This is a genomic window from Litoreibacter meonggei, from assembly GCF_003663885.1.
GTDB lineage: Bacteria > Pseudomonadota > Alphaproteobacteria > Rhodobacterales > Rhodobacteraceae > Litoreibacter > Litoreibacter meonggei.
This window is the reverse complement of sequence record NZ_RCCE01000006.1, coordinates 201,661-219,492: the sequence shown is the minus strand read 5'-3', so window position 1 is coordinate 219,492 and position 17,832 is coordinate 201,661. Positions and strand designations below refer to the sequence as shown.

Below are 17,832 nucleotides of genomic sequence, written 5' to 3'. Positions count from 1 at the left end.
AACACTTATGAGCCGAGAAATCATAGCAATTCTGCGTGGAGTGAAACCAAGTGAGGTTCTTGAAATCGGTCAAGCCCTCGTTGCAGTTGGTATTGATCGGATTGAGGTGCCTTTGAACTCACCCGATCCATTGCACTCAATCAAGATTTTAGCAAAGGGATTGGCCGGGCAGGCAACGTTGGGCGCCGGCACGGTCTTAGACGCGGCACAAGTTGTGGATGTGCACAATGCGGGCGGCACGCTAGTCGTCTCACCAGACTGCAATCCGGCTGTGATTGAGAAGACCAAAGAGCTGGGAATGCTATCTTACCCCGGCGTTGCCACGCCTACAGAGTGCTTCACCGCGCTGCGCCACGGGGCGGACGGGCTGAAGTTTTTTCCTGCATCGTTGATTGGGCCCTCTGGCCTTGCTGCAATTTCAGCAGTTCTCCCGAAAGGCACCAAAACCTATGCCGTGGGCGGCGCTGATCCGTCTAATTTCGCCGACTGGTTTCGTGTTGGTGTGACAGGTTTCGGTATCGGCTCAGGTATCTACAAGCCGGGACTTACTGCTGATGACGTTGCCACGAGGGCGCTGGAAATCGTCGCCGCCTACGACGCTGGCAAGGCATAGCTCGACTATGAAACGGACCCTCGGTACATGCTACTATCCGGAGCACTGGTCCCGAGAGATATGGGAGGTCGACGCGCGGCGGATGGCAGAGGCCGGTCTGACGTGGGTCAGGATTGGCGAGTTTGCATGGTCGCGCATAGAGCCATCGCGCGGCGCGTATAGTTTTGATTGGCTGGATGACGCGATCAGCGTTCTTGGTGAGGCTGGATTGAAGGTGGTCTTGAGCACCCCGACTGCCACGCCGCCGCGTTGGATGCTTGATCGACATCCTGAAATGCTGGCCGTTGACGTAGATGGGCGCGCAAGGAAGTTTGGCTCGCGCCGCCACTACTGCTTCAGCCACGAAGGTTACAAAGCTGAGTGCGCTCAAATCGTGGCCAAATTGGCGGAACGCTATGGTCGAAACCCGTCTGTGGCCGCGTGGCAAACAGACAATGAATACGGCTGCCATGACACAACATTATCTTATAGTGACATGGCCCGGCATGCTTTTCGTGGGTGGTTGCGAGCACAGTATCCGGGGCAGGGGAATGACGGGGATATTGAGGCGCTCAACAAGGCGTGGGGCAATATTTTTTGGTCGATGGAATACAACGACTTTGATCAAATTGACCTACCCAACCTGACTGTGACTGAGCCCAACCCGTCGCATGTTTTGGACTTTCGGCGTTTCAGTTCTGCTCAGGTTGTTGCTTTCAACAAACTCCAGGCAGATATCATTCGGGCGTATTCTGATGCGCCGATCGCACATAATTACATGGGTCGCATTACTGACTTTGACCATTTTGCGATTGGTGACGACCTCGATATTGCGAGTTGGGACAGCTACCCGCTCGGCTTCTTGGAAGACCGCATCGAAGCTGCCCCAAGCTATAAACGTGCGTATGCGCGGCAAGGCGATCCCGATTTTCAGGCTTTCCACCATGATTTGTACCGCGCTGTAGGCAAAGGGCGTTGGTGGGTCATGGAACAGCAACCCGGTCCCGTAAACTGGGCGCCCTACAACCCCGAACCGTTGCCGGGAATGGTTCGTTTATGGACTTGGGAAGCATTTGCGCATGGTGCCGAGGCAGTATGCTATTTCCGCTGGCGTCAGGCTCCGATGGCACAAGAGCAGATGCATGCCGGCTTGTTACGCCCCGACAGTGTTGCGGCACCCGCACTTGCTGAAGCTGAACAGGTTTACCGTGAGATTGCTGATGCGCCGGAGGTTACCTCGTATCAGTCACCAGTTGCGTTGATTTTTGACTACGAAGCGGATTGGGCTTGGGCCATTCAACCGCACGGTCTGGGGGCGAGTTACTTTGACCTGGTTTTTGATACCTACCGTGCCCTTCGCGCCCTTGGCTTGTCGGTAGACATCCTGCGTCAGAACGCTGATTTTACAACGTATAAGGTCATCTTGGCACCTGGCCTTATGCACATGAGTGACGCGTTGAAGGGAGCTCTTCGAGCAAGTGGCGCAACTGTAGTTTTAGGTCCAAGAAGCGGCGCAAGAGACTCGAGTATGCGCATCCCGGTTCCGTTGCCTCCGGCCGTTCCGGGACTGGATGTGCTGGTGTCTCGTGTTGAAAGCCTGCGCCCTGATATGCAGATTCCGCTCAAATCCGGTGGCACGATTACACGTTATCACGAAGTGCTGGAAGGTGATGCAGAGGTTATCGAAGAGACGGACGACGGCCAGCCAGCCATAGTCTCAGGGGATTGTTTTATCTATGTTTCTGGCTGGCTTGATGCCGCTGCGATGAAACGTGTCTTTGGCACCGTATGTGAACGTGCTGGTATTGACGTAGTGAATATGCCCGACGGTCTACGCCGGCGACAAACCGGGCATGAGATGTTTTGGTTTAACTATAGTACCGCGCCAATTGACGCCTTTGGCACGACCTTTCAGGCGGCATCCGTCACAAGGGAAATGCTCTAGAAAGGCAGGTTTGCGTCCGATGTGCGAAGTCACGCTTTTTCGGAGAAAACATCCTTTGGAGTATGCAGCCTCAGATGTCGGATGAATGCTCTTGCGACGCGAGATATCGGCCTTTGGTCGGGCGTGGCGAAGTAACTGCGATAAGCGATTTGTGACGCAAAAGGTCTGAACACGACGTCGTCGGCGCGGTATTGGACAATAGGAAAAGGATTAACAACGGTAAGGCCCAGACCCTCTTTCGCAAGGTCGACCGCAGCGATGGATGTTGAGACCTCTGCGACAATGCGGGGTTTGCTCCGGCATCCGTGTAGCACTTTTTCCAATTGCGCGCGGCGGGCATGGCGGTAGGTGAGCGCGATAATCGGTTGGCCGTCTAAATCCTCAGGGTGGATGGTGTCTCGCTTGGCCAAGGGGTGATCGCTGGCCATCGCGCATACTGCGCTGGAGGTGCGGAACAGCGAGAGTTTTACTCCGTCACGTGATAGCTCAACACCTGTGAACCCAAGGTCAAACCGATCCTCCAGAATGCCACGTATAACATCTTCTGACGATGCAACTTCGAGGCTTAGATAGAATTGGGGGTTTGTTTTCAGAAACGTTGCAATTTGATGGACAAGAAATCGATGCGCATAGGTTGGCGGGGCGACGATCCTCAGGGTTTCAGGCGCGGCGTCTGGTGGACCGTCTATTCGGTCCAGCGCAGAAAATAGTGGATCCAGCCGACGGTTCATCCGCATCGCCTCGTCGGTAGGGCGAAGGCGCCCGCCCTCGCGCTCGAACAGAATTCGCCCGGTGCGAGCTTCAAGACTGGCGATTGATCTGCTGATAGCAGACTGCGACAAGCCCAACCGTATAGCGGCCTTTGACGTTGTGCCGCTCTCCATCAAGGCACGCAGGGCCTGATATTCTGGCAGGCTATGCCAAGTTTTGGTCGCCATCTCAGCCTCTGCGAAAGTCTCATTCAGTTATGATTTAATATCATGTCATTAGCTGTGGTCCATGAGAATTACTGGAATAAGGTGGAACGGGAGCCTTGGGAGGGGAATTGTGAGCAATCTAGCATCACCGTTAGTGTTCGACGGGCATAACGATGTCTTGTTGAAGCTGTACCGCGCGGGTGGCGTGTCAGCATCCAAGAGTTTTGTGACTGGTCGTGATGGGGCTATCGATCTGCCATCTGCAACGCTGGGCGGTTTTGGCGGTGGCTTCTTTGCCGTCTATGTACCCTCTCCTGTTGATCTTGAGTTTAAGTTTGAGGAGATGGCGAAACCTACCTACGATCTGCCCCTTCCAGACCCGATTGACTGGGAAGACGCATTTCCGGTCGTAATGTCGCAAGCGGCGATCTTGTTCGACTTGGAGGCGCGCGGTGCTTTAACGGTTTGTAAGACTGCTGCGGAAATTCGCGCCACGTTGAGTAGTGGCAAAATGGCGGCAATATTCCACATTGAAGGTGCGGAAGCGATCGATGCGGAGTTGAACACGCTCGAAGTATTGTACCGCGCGGGTCTGCGATCCATCGGACCGGTTTGGAGCCGCTCCACAATCTTTGGACATGGCGTTCCGTTCCGTTACCCTAGTGAGCCAGACATTGGTCCCGGCCTGACAGACCATGGTTTGCGACTGGTGAAGCGCTGTGACGAGTTGGGAATAATGGTGGACTTGTCGCACCTTAATGAAGCAGGCTTCTGGGATGTGGCGCGGCATTCGTCGAAACCGCTTGTCGCAACGCACTCCAACGCCCACGCGATCTGCCCGCACAGTCGCAATTTGACTGACAAACAGCTGGCCGCGATCCGCGAAAGCGATGGCATGGTGGGGCTGAATTTTGCAGTGGCCTTCCTGCGGGATGACGGACGCATGCTGGCGGATGTGCCACTGGAGCAAATGCTTAGACATCTTGATCATTTGATCGAGCATCTGGGTGAAGACCGTGTCGGACTCGGCTCGGATTATGATGGAGCGGTTGTGCCGGAAGAGCTTACTTCTTGTGCAGGACTGCCAAAATTACGGCACGCGATGGCGAAACATGGCTACGACGATGCGTTGATAGCTAAACTTTGTCACGAAAACTGGTTGCGCGTGCTGGAAAAAACATGGGGGGCATAACCCCTTACGGCCAGACAGATTTCAGTGAAACGGAACAGGAGAGGTTCTAGAAATGAATGCTATAAACAAACTACTGACGAGCGCCGCAATCGGCCTAGCCGTCGGTGTGACATCGTTCTCGGCAATTGCCGAAACGCCAGCGAACATGTTGGTTATCGCCAACCGGATTGACGACGTTACCACAGTCGACCCGGCAGAAAGCTTTGAATTCGCCGGCTCTGACATCAGCCGCAATGTCTACAACCGTCTGGTCAATCTTGACCCGATGGATCTTGCAGCCGGTTATCAGCCTGACCTCGCAGAAAGCTGGGAAGTCTCCGAAGATGGCAAGACCATCACGTTCACCATGCGTGAAGGCGTGAAGTTCCATTCCGGCAATCCTGTGCGTGCAGAAGACGCTGCGTTCTCGCTGCAACGCGCTGTGATCCTGAATAAGACACCTGCGTTTATCCTTACGCAGTTTGGCTTCACACCTGAGAATGCAGCCGAAACCATCAAAGCCGATGGCAACAAGTTGATGATCACGACGGACAAGAAATACGCGACGTCCTTCGTGCTGAACTGCTTGACCGCAACCATCGGCGGGATCGTGGACAAAGAAGTTGTCATGGCCAACGAGGCCGATGGCGATATGGGCAACACCTGGCTCAAAACCAACTCCGCAGGCTCCGGCCCATACAAACTGGACGGATGGAAGCCAAATGAAAGCGTTACGCTATCCTCCAACCCGGACTACTACGGGGGTGCGCCGACCATGGAGCGCGTCATCGTTCGCCACGTGACGGAAAGCGCCTCGCAGCGCCTGCTGTTGGAGCGCGGCGATATCGACATTGCCCGTAACTTGAACCCCGAAGACATCGCAGGCGCTTCCAGCGCAGGTGGCGTCAAGATCGAGGATGAACTAAAGGGCCGCTTGATGTATCTGGCTCTGAACCAGAAACATCCGGTGCTGTCCAAGCCGGAGGTCCGTCAAGCGTTCAAATATCTGATCGACTATGAAGGTATGCGCGACAGCTTCCTGAAGGGGCAGTATACGATCCACCAGAACTTCTTGCCAGCGACCTATCTTGGCGCGTCGGATGAGAACCCGTTCTCCTACAACATTGAAAAGGCCAAAGAACTGTTGGCTGCTGCCGGTGTTGAAAACCTCGAGGTCGAGATTGGCGTTCGCGAGGCGCAAGAGCGTATCGAGATCGGCCAATCCTTCCAGAACGCCGCTGCACAAGCCGGGATCAAGGTGAACATCACCGTTGGTACTGCGAAGCAAATCCTCGCACGTTACCGTGCCCGCGAGCTGGACGTTTATCTGGGTGCTTGGGGGCCAGACTATCCTGACCCACAGACCAACGCAGGTACGTTTGCCTATAACCCAGACAACTCTGACGCAGCCAATGCGACTGGTTTGTTGGCTTGGCGCACGGGTTGGGATGCTGGTGGTTTGACCGAGAAGGTTGATGCCGCAGTAACCGAAGGTGACCGCGAGAAGCGGGTTCAGATGTATCTGGATATCCAAAAAGAGTTCCGCGAAATCTCGCCTTTTGTGATGATGTTCCAGCAAATCGAGCAATCCGCTCTGCGTGACAACGTCATGAACTGGTCCACCGGTCAGGCTGTGACATCTGCAGCTTACTGGCAGGTCACGAAGTAAATGGCCCTCACTGAGGACAACAACCAGAGGCGCCCCACACGGGCGCCTCTGACAGATCAGGTTTGGCCGTTTCTTCGGACAACGATGCTGACGCTCGGATCAATTGCGGTCACGCTCTTGGGCTTGCTGTTCATCACTTTCGTTATCGGCCGCGTTATGCCGATTGATCCTGTGCTTGCCATCGTTGGGGAACGCGCTTCACAGGAAACATATGACACCGTTTACCTTCAGCTGGGGCTCGACAAACCGCTGATGGTTCAATTTTTCTATTATCTTTGGGACGTGCTGCATCTTGATTTCGGCACCTCCCTTTTGAACGCGCGGCCTGTGTCCGAGGACATTGCGCGCGTCTTTCCCGCCACGCTTGAGCTGGCCACGATCGGCATCATTTTTGGCGTCGTATTGGGTGTGCCGCTGGGTGTTCTGGCCGCCGTGCGCAAAGGGTCATGGATCGACCAGATCGCGCGTGTCGTGGCGCTGGTCGGATACTCCATGCCGATTTTCTGGCTGGGCCTGATGGGCTTGCTGGTGTTTTACGGCATCCTCGGCTGGGTCGGTGGGCCGGGTCGCGTTGGTATCTTCTACGTTGATGTTGTGCCGAGCGTGACTGGCCTGATTTTGGTGGACAGCTTGCTGGACGGCAATTGGGATGTGTTCAAGGACGCCTTTAGCCACATCATCCTGCCTGCGTCGTTGTTGGGCTACTATTCGTTGGCCTATGTCAGCCGGATGACGCGGTCGTTCATGTTGGAGCAGCTCAGCGCCGAATACATCACCACGGCCCGCGTCAAAGGCATGTCGGAATGGGACGTTGTGTGGAAACATGCGTTCAAGAACATCCGCGTGCAACTGATCACCGTGATCGCACTCAGTTACGCCAACCTGCTTGAAGGGTCGGTGTTGACAGAGATCATCTTCAGTTGGCCGGGCATCGGTAGCTACATCACAACGGCGCTGCTCAGTGCTGACATGAATGCCGTCTTAGGCGGAACTGTGGTCGTGGGTCTGATTTTTATCCTGCTCAATATTCTGTCGGACCTGCTCTACAAGGTCTTTGATCCGAGGGCTAAATAATGGCCGAGACACAAACAATGCGCGAATGGCTGCTGGCCGAGACACCGACCTCGCGACGCCATGCGAAGATATCAGCCCTTTATCAGGGGTGGTTATCGTTCCGGTCCAATACCATGGCGATGATCGGGCTGGGCATTCTGGTGCTGCTCGTTTTTATTGCGGCCGCGGCGCCATTGCTGTCCCCGCATGACCCCTTCGTGCAGGACCTCGGTAACAGGCTTGCACCACTGGGCACAGATGGCCATATCTTCGGCACTGACAGCCTTGGGCGCGATATCCTGTCGAGGCTCATCTACGGCGCACGCATCACTCTTTATATTGTTGCACTGGTTGCATTGATCGCACCGATTGCTGGGCTTTTGGTGGGCACGGTGTCGGGCTATGTTGGCGGTTGGACCGACACGGTCCTGATGCGTATCACCGACATCTTTCTGGCATTCCCACGGCTGGTTCTTGCATTGGCTTTCGTCGCGGCCCTCGGGGCAGGGATCGAGAACGCGGTATTGGCGATTTCGTTGACCGCATGGCCCCCTTACGCCCGCATCGCGCGAGCAGAGACGCTGACGATCCGCTCCTCAGACTTCATCAGCGCGATCAAACTACAAGGCGCGGGACCGCTCAGGATCATCACCAGGCATATTTGGCCGCTCTGTATCTCGTCACTCATTGTTCGGGTAACGCTCGACATGGCGGGGATCATCCTTGCGGCGGCGGGTCTTGGCTTCCTTGGTCTGGGTGCACAACCGCCCAGCCCGGAATGGGGTGCGATGATTTCCGAAGGACGGCGGTTCATCTTGGACTACTGGTGGGTCGCAACCATGCCCGGCCTCGCGATCTTCACAGTGTCGCTGGCGTTCAATCTGTTGGGCGACGGTTTGCGAGACGTCCTTGATCCGAAGGCAGGTGAATGATGAGCACTCTTCTGGATGTTCAAAACCTGTGGGTGCGGTTTCCGACACGGAATGGTGTGTTCGATGCGGTCCGTGGTGTGTCGTTCACTCTTGGCCGCGAGCGACTGGGGATCGTCGGTGAAAGCGGGTCAGGCAAGTCGATGACGGGCCGCGCAATTCTCCGACTAATCCGACCACCGGGCATTGTCGAAGCCGATCAAGTCAATCTTGAGGGGCAGGACTTGATGAAGCTGTCCGAAAAGGACATGCGTTCGGTGCGCGGACAACGCATCAGCATGGTTATGCAGGACCCGAAGTTCTCGCTCAACCCGGTGATGACCATCGGGGACCAGATTATCGAGGCGTATCGACTTCATAACTCGGCGTCGAAGGCCGACGCCTATAACAAGTCGCTTGAAATGCTCGAAGCGGTGTCGATCCGTGACGCCGAGCGCGTGATGCGTGCTTATCCGCACGAGATGTCTGGTGGCATGGGGCAACGTATCATGATTGCGATGATGCTGATCCCGAATCCCGAGATCCTGATCGCGGACGAGCCGACCTCGGCACTGGACGTATCCGTGCAGCGGCAGGTGCTCGATATTATGGATAAACTGGTCAAGGAACGGGGCATGGGGCTGATTTTCATCAGCCATGACCTGAACTTGGTTGCCGATTTCTGCGACAGGGTTTTGATCATGTATTCTGGGCGGATCGTGGAGGTGTGTGATGCCGACAAGCTGCACGAAGCGAAACACCCCTATACCCGCGGGCTGCTGAATTCATTGCCCCGACTGGACGCGCCACGTGACCGGCTTGAGGTGCTTGAACGCGACCCGCAATGGTCGGAGGCACCAAGTGTGAGTGGCAGCGAATGAGCATGCTTGATGTGAACGGGCTTAACGTCTGGTTCGGCAAGAACCGGGACCGGGTGGACGCTGTGAAAGGCGCTACGTTCGACGTGGGGCAGGGCGAAAGCTTTGGCTTGGTCGGGGAAAGCGGTTCAGGGAAATCGACCATTCTGCGCGCGATTACGGGGCTGGCTCCGAATTGGTCCGGCGCTATGACTTTGGACGGGAAACCTATCGGGAAAAAGCGGCCAAAGGAGTTTTTCAAGACCGTGCAAATGGTGTTCCAAGACCCCTATGCATCACTCCATCCGCGCCACTCGGTCGATCAGGTGCTTGGTGAAACACTGCATCTTCATGGGTTCAAAGACATTGATGCGCGTGTCGTGAAATTGCTGGATGATGTGGGGCTAGGGCAAAAATTCCGGTTCCGATATCCCCACCAATTGTCTGGAGGGCAGCGTCAGCGAGTAGCGATTGCCCGTGCATTGGCGCCTGAGCCGGAACTGCTTTTGCTGGATGAGCCGACGTCTGCGTTGGACGTGTCCGTACAAGCCGAGATTTTAAATCTGCTTGCCGATCTGAGAAACGACCGCGGCCTGACCTATCTGATGGTCTCACACGATCTGTCCGTCGTCGGTCATATGTGCGACCGCTTGGCGGTAATGAAGGATGGCGAGATCGTCGAGATTTTGGGCGTCGAAGCGTTGCGCGCAATGAATGCAACGCATCCGTATTCCAAGCAGCTGCTGCAGGCGTCTTTGTAGCTATGTCGTGATCTTGGTAAGATCGAGCGGGACCAATGCGCCTTTCCGTCCTATAACCTGACCTGCAACTTGCGACGCTGATTTGATCAGGTCTTCCATTGACGTGGCACGATCCAATCCCGCGAAGAACCCGGCATTAAAGCTGTCGCCAGCCGAGGTCGTGTCAATGATTTCGCCTACTGCTGGTGGATTGATGTGATGGCTGACACCGTTGTGGATGTAGTGAACTGCGCCTGCGCCGTTTTTGATTACTATGGTTTTGGCACCGGCATTCAGGTAGCGGTTTCCCGTCGCTTCGATGTTTGCATCGCCGAAGAAATCAGCTTCATCGTCATAGGAAGGCAGGATGATATCGCTGACCGCTGCAGCTTGCATAACCGTCGTGGTCATTTCGTCGTTGTTCGTCCAAAGCCGTGGTCGCAAGTTGGAATCAAAAGCGATGCGCTTGCCGTTGGCACGAGCTGTGTGCAGAGCATGCAGCAGAGTTTGACGACCCTTCGTGTCTAGGATCGCAAGGCTGATGCCGGAGAAATAGATAAGATCGGCGTCTTGCATGGCGCTATGCAGAAGGTCAGCATCCTGTGCTAGTTTTCGGGCAGCAGATTGATCGCGCCAGTACGAAAAACTGCGCTCTCCATCTTTGAGGGAGATGAGATACAACCCAACGGAGCGCACTGGGTCTTGGGCAATGAAGCTCGTGTTGACCCCCGCGCCGGACATCATGTCCAACATGGATTGTGACACAGCGTCCGTGCCTACTCGTGTGAAGTATCGTGTCTCCACGTCGGAGCGAAGCGTCCGCATGTACCAAGACGTGTTGAAAGTATCGCCCGCGAATCCCATCCGGAAATCACCCGCTTGATCGATGGGGGCCATTTCGACCATGCACTCCCCGATGGACAGAAACCTGTTGAGCTGTCCTAGAATCGGTTGTGTTAACTGATGTTCGTTTGACGGTGTCATTGGCTTGTGACCTGTTCTTGGTTTTCAAAGTAATTCGTTGTGGCATTTGGTGAAGCACTCCACCAGCTTGCAAGGTTCTTGGTAAAGGCGCGCGTGTGTCTCGCCTAAGAGGGTAACAAGCCTGTCACTGGGACTAATGTCAAATGTGCCACCGTCAACCACAATGCGGAGGCGGTCCTGCGGTGTTGTTGACGAGACCATCTCAGCAACTATTTTTGTTACCAGTACATGAGCACCTTCCTCGGCCAACGTGTAGGCCTTCGCTTGCGAAGACTGATGACCCATGGTTGGGGATTTGAAACGCTGTCCTATCAGTGTAACCTCAACCGGATGACCTCTGATCTCTCTACATATTTCCCACTGCGTAAGGCGCGGGTTCACGAGGTTTGTGGGTCCGGCTCGTTGAGTTTTTCCGCCATTGTTGCGGCACAAGCTTGTGACTGCGTTTTTTGGATCCGGGAGGCTTGGCGTCCGGAGATTCTAAATCCTGTGGGATTGAGCGACTTCTTTGACCCCTCGAAGCTTTTGATTGCGCAGGTCAAGGACCAAACCGAAGGTTTGGCCGTGATGGAAGAAGCTTTAAGGGATGGAAATCTGTCTCATGTTGTCATGGAGTTAGGCGAACCTTTGGGCTTGACCGAGGGGCGGAGGCTGCAGCTTGCGGCGAAGGCGGGAAAGACTATTGGGCTTTGTCGTATTCCCGAAGGGATGGGCAGCAACGTGGCGGAAACCCGATGGCATTGCACCCCCATTTTAGATCGTGACGACTCGACTCTGCAGCGCTGGGAACTTATTAAGAACAAATCGGGAACATTAGGTGCCTGGCATGTTCGATGGAATACAGCGTCGCGTAGCCTCCATATGGCTTCCCCGGTTACCGAGTGACCGGGCTTTACGAATGCGTCCAATTGATGGACCGTTTGTCCTGACGGTCAAGCAGAAGAATGCCAATCGGATTTATTGCTTAAACGCGGAGGCCGAGCGGCAGGGTTTGAACCGGGGAATGCCCTATTCGGACGCGCGGGCCTTTTGCCCCGATCTGCAAAGTCGCCCAGCTGAACCAATCGGGGATGAGCGGTTTCTGCAAGTATTGCGTCGTTGGGCGACCCGTTATTGTCCGTGGGTCGGACTTGAGGGCGCGGATGGGTTGGTGCTTGATATTACTGGTGCTGCGCACCTCTTTGGCGGTGATGGGATGATGTTGTCAGACATGCGCTTGCGGTTGAGCAAGGCAGGGTTCTCGGCGCAGATAGGGCTGGCGGATACACGTGGAGCGGCTTGGGGGTTGGCGCATTACGGAGAAGGGTTGGCCGAGCCGGGAGAGGCGTTACAAGCACTGGGGCCGCTGCCGATAACGGCTCTTCGACTGGAAGAGAAGACAGTGATCGCCTTGCAACGGCTTGGGTTACGCACGATTTCTGAGTTGGAAGGAACGTCCCGTGCACCACTGACACGGCGTTTCGGGCCGGAGTTGATGATGCGATTGGATCAAGCCATTGGTCGCCAACCCGAGCAAATCACCCCACTGGCGGACCCTCCCCACTATGGTGTGCGTCTAACCTTGCCCGACCCGATTGGTTTGTATGATGACGTGATGGCAGGCACGTCCCGTCTGCTGAACAGCCTTTGCGCCAAGCTAAATGCGCGTGAAGCTGGCGCGCGAATTTTGCGCCTTACCTTACGGCGTGTAGATCAAGAAGCGCAAATCGTGGAGTTGCGTCTGGCCCGCCCTTTGCGTGACCCGCAACGTATCCTGCCGCTTTTTGAGCGGGGGGTTGCGGATGTGGATGCGGGCTTCGGCATTGACCAGATGCGATTGGAAGCGACGCAGGTTTTTCCCTTGCCGGCCCGGCAGATCAGTACGGTCAGCTCATCGCGCAAAGACCAGTTGGAAGACCTGATTTCACGTATCGGCACACGGATAGGGTTGGAGAATATTGAGCGTGTTTTGCCTGCTGATAGCCACATCCCAGAGCGTAGTTTTATAGCTACACCTGCGGTGAACTCTGAGCCTGTAGGCTCATGGCGTGCACTACGTCCACGCCCCTTGTGCCTTTTCCCGCCAGAACCGATTGCAGGAACAGAGCCTAACCCGCCAAGGCAGTTTCGATGGCGACGGATGCCTCTTTCCACTGCGCAAGCCACGGGGCCGGAGCGGATCACACCGGAATGGTGGTTGGTGAATGATAACTGGCGCTCGGGTGTTCGCGATTATTGGCGTGTGGAAACACAGCAAGGGCGGCGGCTTTGGCTTTATTACACACCCCAAAATCCGGGCTGGTTTGTGCAGGGGGAGTTTGCATGACTGAAACCAATCACGAAGATCACCTGATTGACGCGGCCTGCAGCCAATATGCCGAGCTGTCTGTCACCACCAACTTCACCTTTCTTACCGGAGCGTCACACCCTGAGGAGATGATATCACGTGCCGCCGAACTCGGTCTTGCGGCCATCGCGATTACCGACCGCAATTCGCTGGCCGGAGTTGTGCGGGCCTATTCGGCGCTGAAAATTTTGAAACAAGAGGTTGAGGAGGCCCATGAGCCGCGAGGTTCGTTGCCCAAGTTGATTGTGGGATGCCGCCTTGCGTTGCGTGACAGCTCTGTCGACTGGGTGGTGCTGCCTCGTGATAAGATCGCGTATCAGCGCCTGACCCGACTGCTGACTTTGGGCAAGAGACGGGCCGAGAAAGGGGAGTGCCATCTCGATCTGAAGGATATTCTTGAAGGGTGCACAGGAATGACCTTGGTCGCGCTGCCACAAAAGAAATTGAGGTCGGCAGCAAGTGATGTCCAACGGGTTCAACGGAAATTCCCGGGCCACGTCTTTCTTGGGGCCGTTCCGCGTTATGACGGTACTGATCAGGCGTATCTAAACGCATGTGCAAGACTGTCGTTAAGCACTTCTGCACCTATGGTGGCCGTAGGAGATGCGTTGATGCATCACGGCAGCCGAAAGCAGCTGGCTGATGTGCTGACCTGTATGCGAGAACACATCACGATTGATCAGATTGGCACGCGTGCCTTGCCTAATTCCGAACGCCGCCTGAAAGGCTACATGGACATGGCGCGGTTGTTCCGCAACCATCCCGCCGCCTTGCGCCGCACCTTGGAAATCGCCACGCGGTGCAGCTTCTGCCTGAGTGAGTTAAGCTACGAGTATCCAGACGAAATATCCAAAACGGAAACCCCCTTGGAACGGCTAGAGCGTTTGGCACAAGAGGGTTTGAGACGTCGATACCCGACTGGCGCGACGGAGCGAGTTCACGATCTGATGGAGAAGGAACTGAAGCTGGTGGCGGAGCTTGGCTTTGCCGCGTATTTCCTGACCGTTCACGACATCGTTCAATACGCACGTTCTGTTGGTATCTTGTGTCAGGGGCGTGGCTCGGCAGCTAATTCCATCCTGTGCTATCTGCTGGGCATCACCGATGTTTCGCCAGACAAAATTGCCATGGTGTTTGAGCGGTTCGTTTCAAAACATCGAGGCGAGCCACCGGATATTGATGTGGATTTCGAGCATGAACGGCGCGAAGATGTGATCCAGTGGATTTACCGAGAATATGGCCGCCATCGCGCGGGACTTTGTGCCACGGTGATCCATTTTCGCTCTCGCGCCGCTATTCGCGAGGTTGGCAAGGTGATGGGGCTGTCCCATGACGTGACCGCTGGCCTTTCTAGTCAGATATGGGGCATGTCAAACGGCGGGGCGAACCTCGAGCATATTAAAGAGCTTGGCCTTGATCCCACCGATCGTCGCCTTGCCCAAACCATCCGCCTGATCGGTGAAATCATCAACTTCCCCCGCCATCTGTCCCAACATGTGGGGGGCTTCGTGATCACTAAAGGGCGGCTGGACGAGCTGTGCCCTATCGAAAACGCGGCTATGGAGGACCGCACGGTGATCGAATGGGACAAAGATGACATCGACACGCTGGGCATTCTAAAGGTCGACGTGCTGGGCTTGGGGATGCTCAGCTGTATTCGCAAGGCCTTCAAACTGATGGATGAACACGAGCATCAGACCCTTAGCATCGCCACAGTTCCGCAAGAGGATAAGCCGACCTACCAGATGCTGCAAAATGCCGATGCTATAGGTGTGTTTCAGGTGGAGAGCCGCGCGCAGATGAATTTCCTGCCGCGAATGAAGCCGAAAACTTTCTATGATTTGGTGATTGAGGTCGCCATTGTGCGCCCCGGCCCAATTCAGGGGGGCATGGTGCAGCCCTATATTCGGCGGCGACAAGGTCTTGAGAAAGCGGAGCCGTTTGGGCCAGCTTTGGAGGAGGTGACGAAGCGGACGCTTGGCGTGCCGTTGTTTCAGGAGCAAGCGATGCAAATCGCAGTGGTCGGTGCGGGGTTCTCGGCGGAAGAGGCTGACCAATTGCGCCGCTCTATCGCATCGTTCCGGCGTATGGGGACAATCAGCAAGTTTAAGGAAAAGTTTATCAACGGGATGCTGAAGAACGGCTATAGCCCCGAGGTGGCCGAACGGTGCTTTAGTCAGGTTGAAGGCTTCGCCGATTACGGATTTCCCGAAAGCCATGCTGCCGCCTTTGCGATGCTGGCCTATGTGTCGGCTTGGCTCAAATGCCACCATCCGGCGGTCTTTGCCTGTGCCTTGCTCAACTCGCAACCTATGGGGTTTTATGCCCCTGCGCAGATCGTGCGTGACGTTCGGGAGCATCAGGTAGAAGTGCGTCCGATTTGTGTGAATGCCAGCGGTTGGGACAACAGTCTGGAGCGCAGGGCGGACGGGGCTTTGGCTTTACGACTTGGATTCCGCCAGATCAAAGGTTTCAAGGAAGAGGACGCGGGCTGGATCGTGTCTGCGCGGGGTAACGGTTACCGCGACCCAGAGGCCGTTTGGCTGCGTGCCGGTGTGGTGCCTTCGGTGTTGGAGCGGTTGGCCGAGGCGGATGCGTTCTCCGGCATGGGGTTGACGCGGCGCGATGCGCTTTGGCTGGTGAAGGCGATCCGCAGTCAGACCCCGTTACCATTGTTCAATGATCCGATTGACGGAGAGAGCATCAACGAGCCGAAGGTGGAACTTCCGGCGATGCATCTGGGCGAGGAGGTGGTGGAAGATTACGTCTCCATGCGCCTGACGTTAAAGGCCCATCCGATGGAGCTTTTACGCCCTTCGATGTCTGGGCTAACGCCACATAACCAGTTGATCACGGCACCATTACAGCGCACCAGTGTTTGTGGCCTTGTCATTACCCGCCAGCGCCCCGGTACCGCGTCGGGCGTGATCTTCCTGACGTTGGAAGATGAAAGCGGTGTGTCCAATGTTGTTGTTTGGCCCAAAGTCTATGAGCGCTTTCGCCGTGTTGTTATGGGAGGGCGACTTTTGCGTGTGACCGGCTATCTTCAGCGTGAGGGCATTGTCGTGCACTTGATTGCGCAAAAGATTGAAGACATGTCTTACCGCCTCACTGATCTGGGCCATCCGTTGGAGGCTGCCATCGGTGTTACGCAACCGCAAGCTGACGATGCCCCGCGTGGCCAAAACCAACCAGCCCGCGCTATGCATCCGCGGGAGCAAGCCAAAAGGCTATTTCCGAGTAGGGATTTCCATTAAGGTCTAGGGCCTTCCAAAACTTCAACAGCCAAGATCGTAGGCAGGTGTCGTACCACCTCTTGCCAGTTCTCCCCCTCATCAACGCTGGCAAACACCGATCCGCTATTCGTACCAAAATACAGCCCCGCAGGGTCCCATGTGTCACCTGCCATGGCTTGACGTAGCACCGTAAAAAAGCAGCTTTCCTGAGGAAGGCCGCGTCGCATGTCTTGCCAGCTGTCCCCGCCGTCTTTTGACCGCCAAACAGCAGCGGCTGCATCCGGCGGAAAACGCCCTGTGCTGTCGCCATTCAGGGGCAACGTCCAGATTGTATTTGGGTTACGGGGATGGACGCGAATTGGGAAGCCGAAGGTTGACGGTAAGCCCGCGGTAATATCATCCCAACTGCGACCGCCATCGCCTGACCGCCAGACGCCATGATGGTTTTGCTGATACAGCAGATCACCGCTCCCCGGTGCGCGCATCATATTGTGGATGCAATGGCCGGTTTCTCCATTACGCGGGGCGGCAGGGTGATCATGATGGGCACAGGATTCTTCATTCGAAAGACGGTTTCGCCTTTCCCAAGTCTTACCACCATCTTCAGTCGCGAAAACGCCAGCTGCTGAAATGCCTATCCACAGTTTCTGTGGCTCCGTTGGGTCAGGCACGATCGTATGGAGAACCAGTCCTGCCGCGCCCGGATTCCATGAGTCTACAGACTCATGATCGGTTAAACCTTGAACTGTGGCCCACGTCTTTCCATCATCTTCACTTACCAAAAGGCTGGCGGGTTTGGTGCCAGCATAGAGTTTCCCGTGAGCGTATCCAAGCGACCAAATCTGCGAGAACTGCTCGGCGAATGGCAACGGAACGTCCTTCCAATCGATCATATTCGCAAACTCAGGATCATTCGCGGCCCATTCGTCCATCGTGCCTTTGGTCAATCTTGTGACGCGCCAGCTTTCGCCTCCATCGGTAGAGCACCAAACTCCAGCTCCGGACCAATCACCACCGCCACCTGCCCACAAAACCCCTCGATCTGGGTCGCCGATCACGTGGTTGATAGGCCATCCATCGCAAAATGGGCCTTTTACCGACCAACCTGTTCTGTCTGGTCCACCGAAGGCAAGGAAGACACCTTTCGTGGTGCCAATAAGGATTGTGACGCTGTCTGATGTCATGATTTTTTACCTCCTGAACGCTATGGAAGGGTAGCACAGGAGCCGCGAACTACATAACAACCCGATAGAAACGCAATGATCTGAAGCTGCTTTGCCATCCGGTATACCAGTTAATAGTCTGATATTGGTTCCTGCAAGACGCTAGCTAACTGTGGAACCTTGGAAGCCATGCCCGATGGGGTGCTTGGCGACCGGTTACCCGAAGGGACTTGCATAACTTAGAGGTGTGATTGCTGTAGTCTAGCCTCGA

14 protein-coding genes are annotated in these 17,832 nt (G+C 55.6%); 11 read left to right on the top strand and 3 right to left on the bottom strand.

Annotated elements, in window-relative coordinates; all coding sequences use genetic code 11:
• Nucleotides 1-7: 7 nt before the first annotated feature.
• Nucleotides 8-613, top strand: coding sequence for a 2-dehydro-3-deoxy-6-phosphogalactonate aldolase (locus BCF46_RS17205; RefSeq protein WP_121027286.1), 606 nt, complete (start codon nt 8-10; stop codon nt 611-613).
• Nucleotides 614-620: 7 nt separating this feature from the next.
• Entirely contained in the window at nt 621-2,537 is a 1,917-nt protein-coding gene (locus BCF46_RS17200) for a beta-galactosidase (protein ID WP_121027284.1), read from the top strand.
• A 29-nt stretch (nt 2,538-2,566) separates the two neighbouring features.
• On the opposite strand, the gene BCF46_RS17195 is transcribed toward BCF46_RS17200, so the two are convergent.
• Nucleotides 2,567-3,475 (bottom strand): LysR family transcriptional regulator, encoded by a 909-nt coding sequence (locus tag BCF46_RS17195; RefSeq protein ID WP_121027281.1) that lies wholly within the window; start codon nt 3,473-3,475, stop codon nt 2,567-2,569.
• A gap of 61 nt (nt 3,476-3,536) precedes the next feature.
• Between BCF46_RS17195 and BCF46_RS17190 the strand changes: the two genes are divergently transcribed.
• The 6 genes from BCF46_RS17190 to BCF46_RS17165 are packed head-to-tail and all read left to right on the top strand — an operon-like array spanning nt 3,537 to nt 9,873.
• A complete protein-coding gene (locus BCF46_RS17190) occupies nt 3,537-4,646 on the top strand; it encodes a dipeptidase (RefSeq protein WP_121027278.1) in 1,110 nt (369 codons plus the stop codon).
• Between the two features lie 52 nt (nt 4,647-4,698).
• Nucleotides 4,699-6,294, top strand: coding sequence for an ABC transporter substrate-binding protein (locus tag BCF46_RS17185; protein WP_121027275.1), 1,596 nt, complete (start codon nt 4,699-4,701; stop codon nt 6,292-6,294).
• Nucleotides 6,295-7,368 (top strand): ABC transporter permease, encoded by a 1,074-nt coding sequence (locus tag BCF46_RS17180; RefSeq protein ID WP_121027272.1) that lies wholly within the window; start codon nt 6,295-6,297, stop codon nt 7,366-7,368.
• On the top strand, nt 7,368-8,279 hold the full coding sequence (locus BCF46_RS17175; protein WP_211332834.1) for an ABC transporter permease: 912 nt from the start codon (nt 7,368-7,370) through the stop codon (nt 8,277-8,279). The genes BCF46_RS17180 and BCF46_RS17175 overlap by 1 nt, the downstream gene beginning before the upstream one ends.
• A complete protein-coding gene (locus BCF46_RS17170; RefSeq protein WP_121027266.1) occupies nt 8,279-9,136 on the top strand; it encodes an ABC transporter ATP-binding protein in 858 nt (285 codons plus the stop codon). Before BCF46_RS17175 ends, BCF46_RS17170 begins: the two co-directional genes overlap by 1 nt.
• Nucleotides 9,133-9,873: an ABC transporter ATP-binding protein gene (locus tag BCF46_RS17165; protein WP_121027264.1), complete on the top strand. Its 741-nt coding sequence runs from the start codon at nt 9,133-9,135 to the stop codon at nt 9,871-9,873. Before BCF46_RS17170 ends, BCF46_RS17165 begins: the two co-directional genes overlap by 4 nt.
• On the opposite strand, the gene BCF46_RS17160 is transcribed toward BCF46_RS17165, so the two are convergent.
• On the bottom strand, nt 9,874-10,836 hold the full coding sequence (locus BCF46_RS17160; protein ID WP_121027261.1) for a sugar kinase: 963 nt from the start codon (nt 10,834-10,836) through the stop codon (nt 9,874-9,876). It lies immediately after the preceding gene.
• 276 nt (nt 10,837-11,112) lie between these two features.
• Here BCF46_RS17160 and BCF46_RS17150 point away from each other — a divergent pair, with 276 nt between their 5' ends.
• Genes BCF46_RS17150 through BCF46_RS17140 form a run of 3 tightly spaced genes read left to right on the top strand, consistent with a single transcriptional unit; the run spans nt 11,113 to nt 16,419 of the window.
• Nucleotides 11,113-11,721 (top strand): ImuA family protein, encoded by a 609-nt coding sequence (locus BCF46_RS17150; protein WP_425454433.1) that lies wholly within the window; start codon nt 11,113-11,115, stop codon nt 11,719-11,721.
• A complete protein-coding gene (locus BCF46_RS17145; protein WP_121027255.1) occupies nt 11,663-13,141 on the top strand; it encodes a Y-family DNA polymerase in 1,479 nt (492 codons plus the stop codon). The genes BCF46_RS17150 and BCF46_RS17145 overlap by 59 nt, the downstream gene beginning before the upstream one ends.
• Nucleotides 13,138-16,419 carry an error-prone DNA polymerase gene (locus BCF46_RS17140; RefSeq protein ID WP_121027252.1) on the top strand — a complete coding sequence of 1,094 codons (3,282 nt, stop codon included), beginning with the start codon at nt 13,138-13,140 and terminating at the stop codon, nt 16,417-16,419. Before BCF46_RS17145 ends, BCF46_RS17140 begins: the two co-directional genes overlap by 4 nt.
• Here BCF46_RS17140 and BCF46_RS17135 read toward each other — a convergent pair.
• Entirely contained in the window at nt 16,416-17,582 is a 1,167-nt protein-coding gene (locus tag BCF46_RS17135; RefSeq protein WP_121027249.1) for a WD40/YVTN/BNR-like repeat-containing protein, read from the bottom strand. The two genes, BCF46_RS17140 and BCF46_RS17135, sit on opposite strands and share 4 nt — an antisense overlap.
• Nucleotides 17,583-17,832 lie beyond the last annotated feature (250 nt).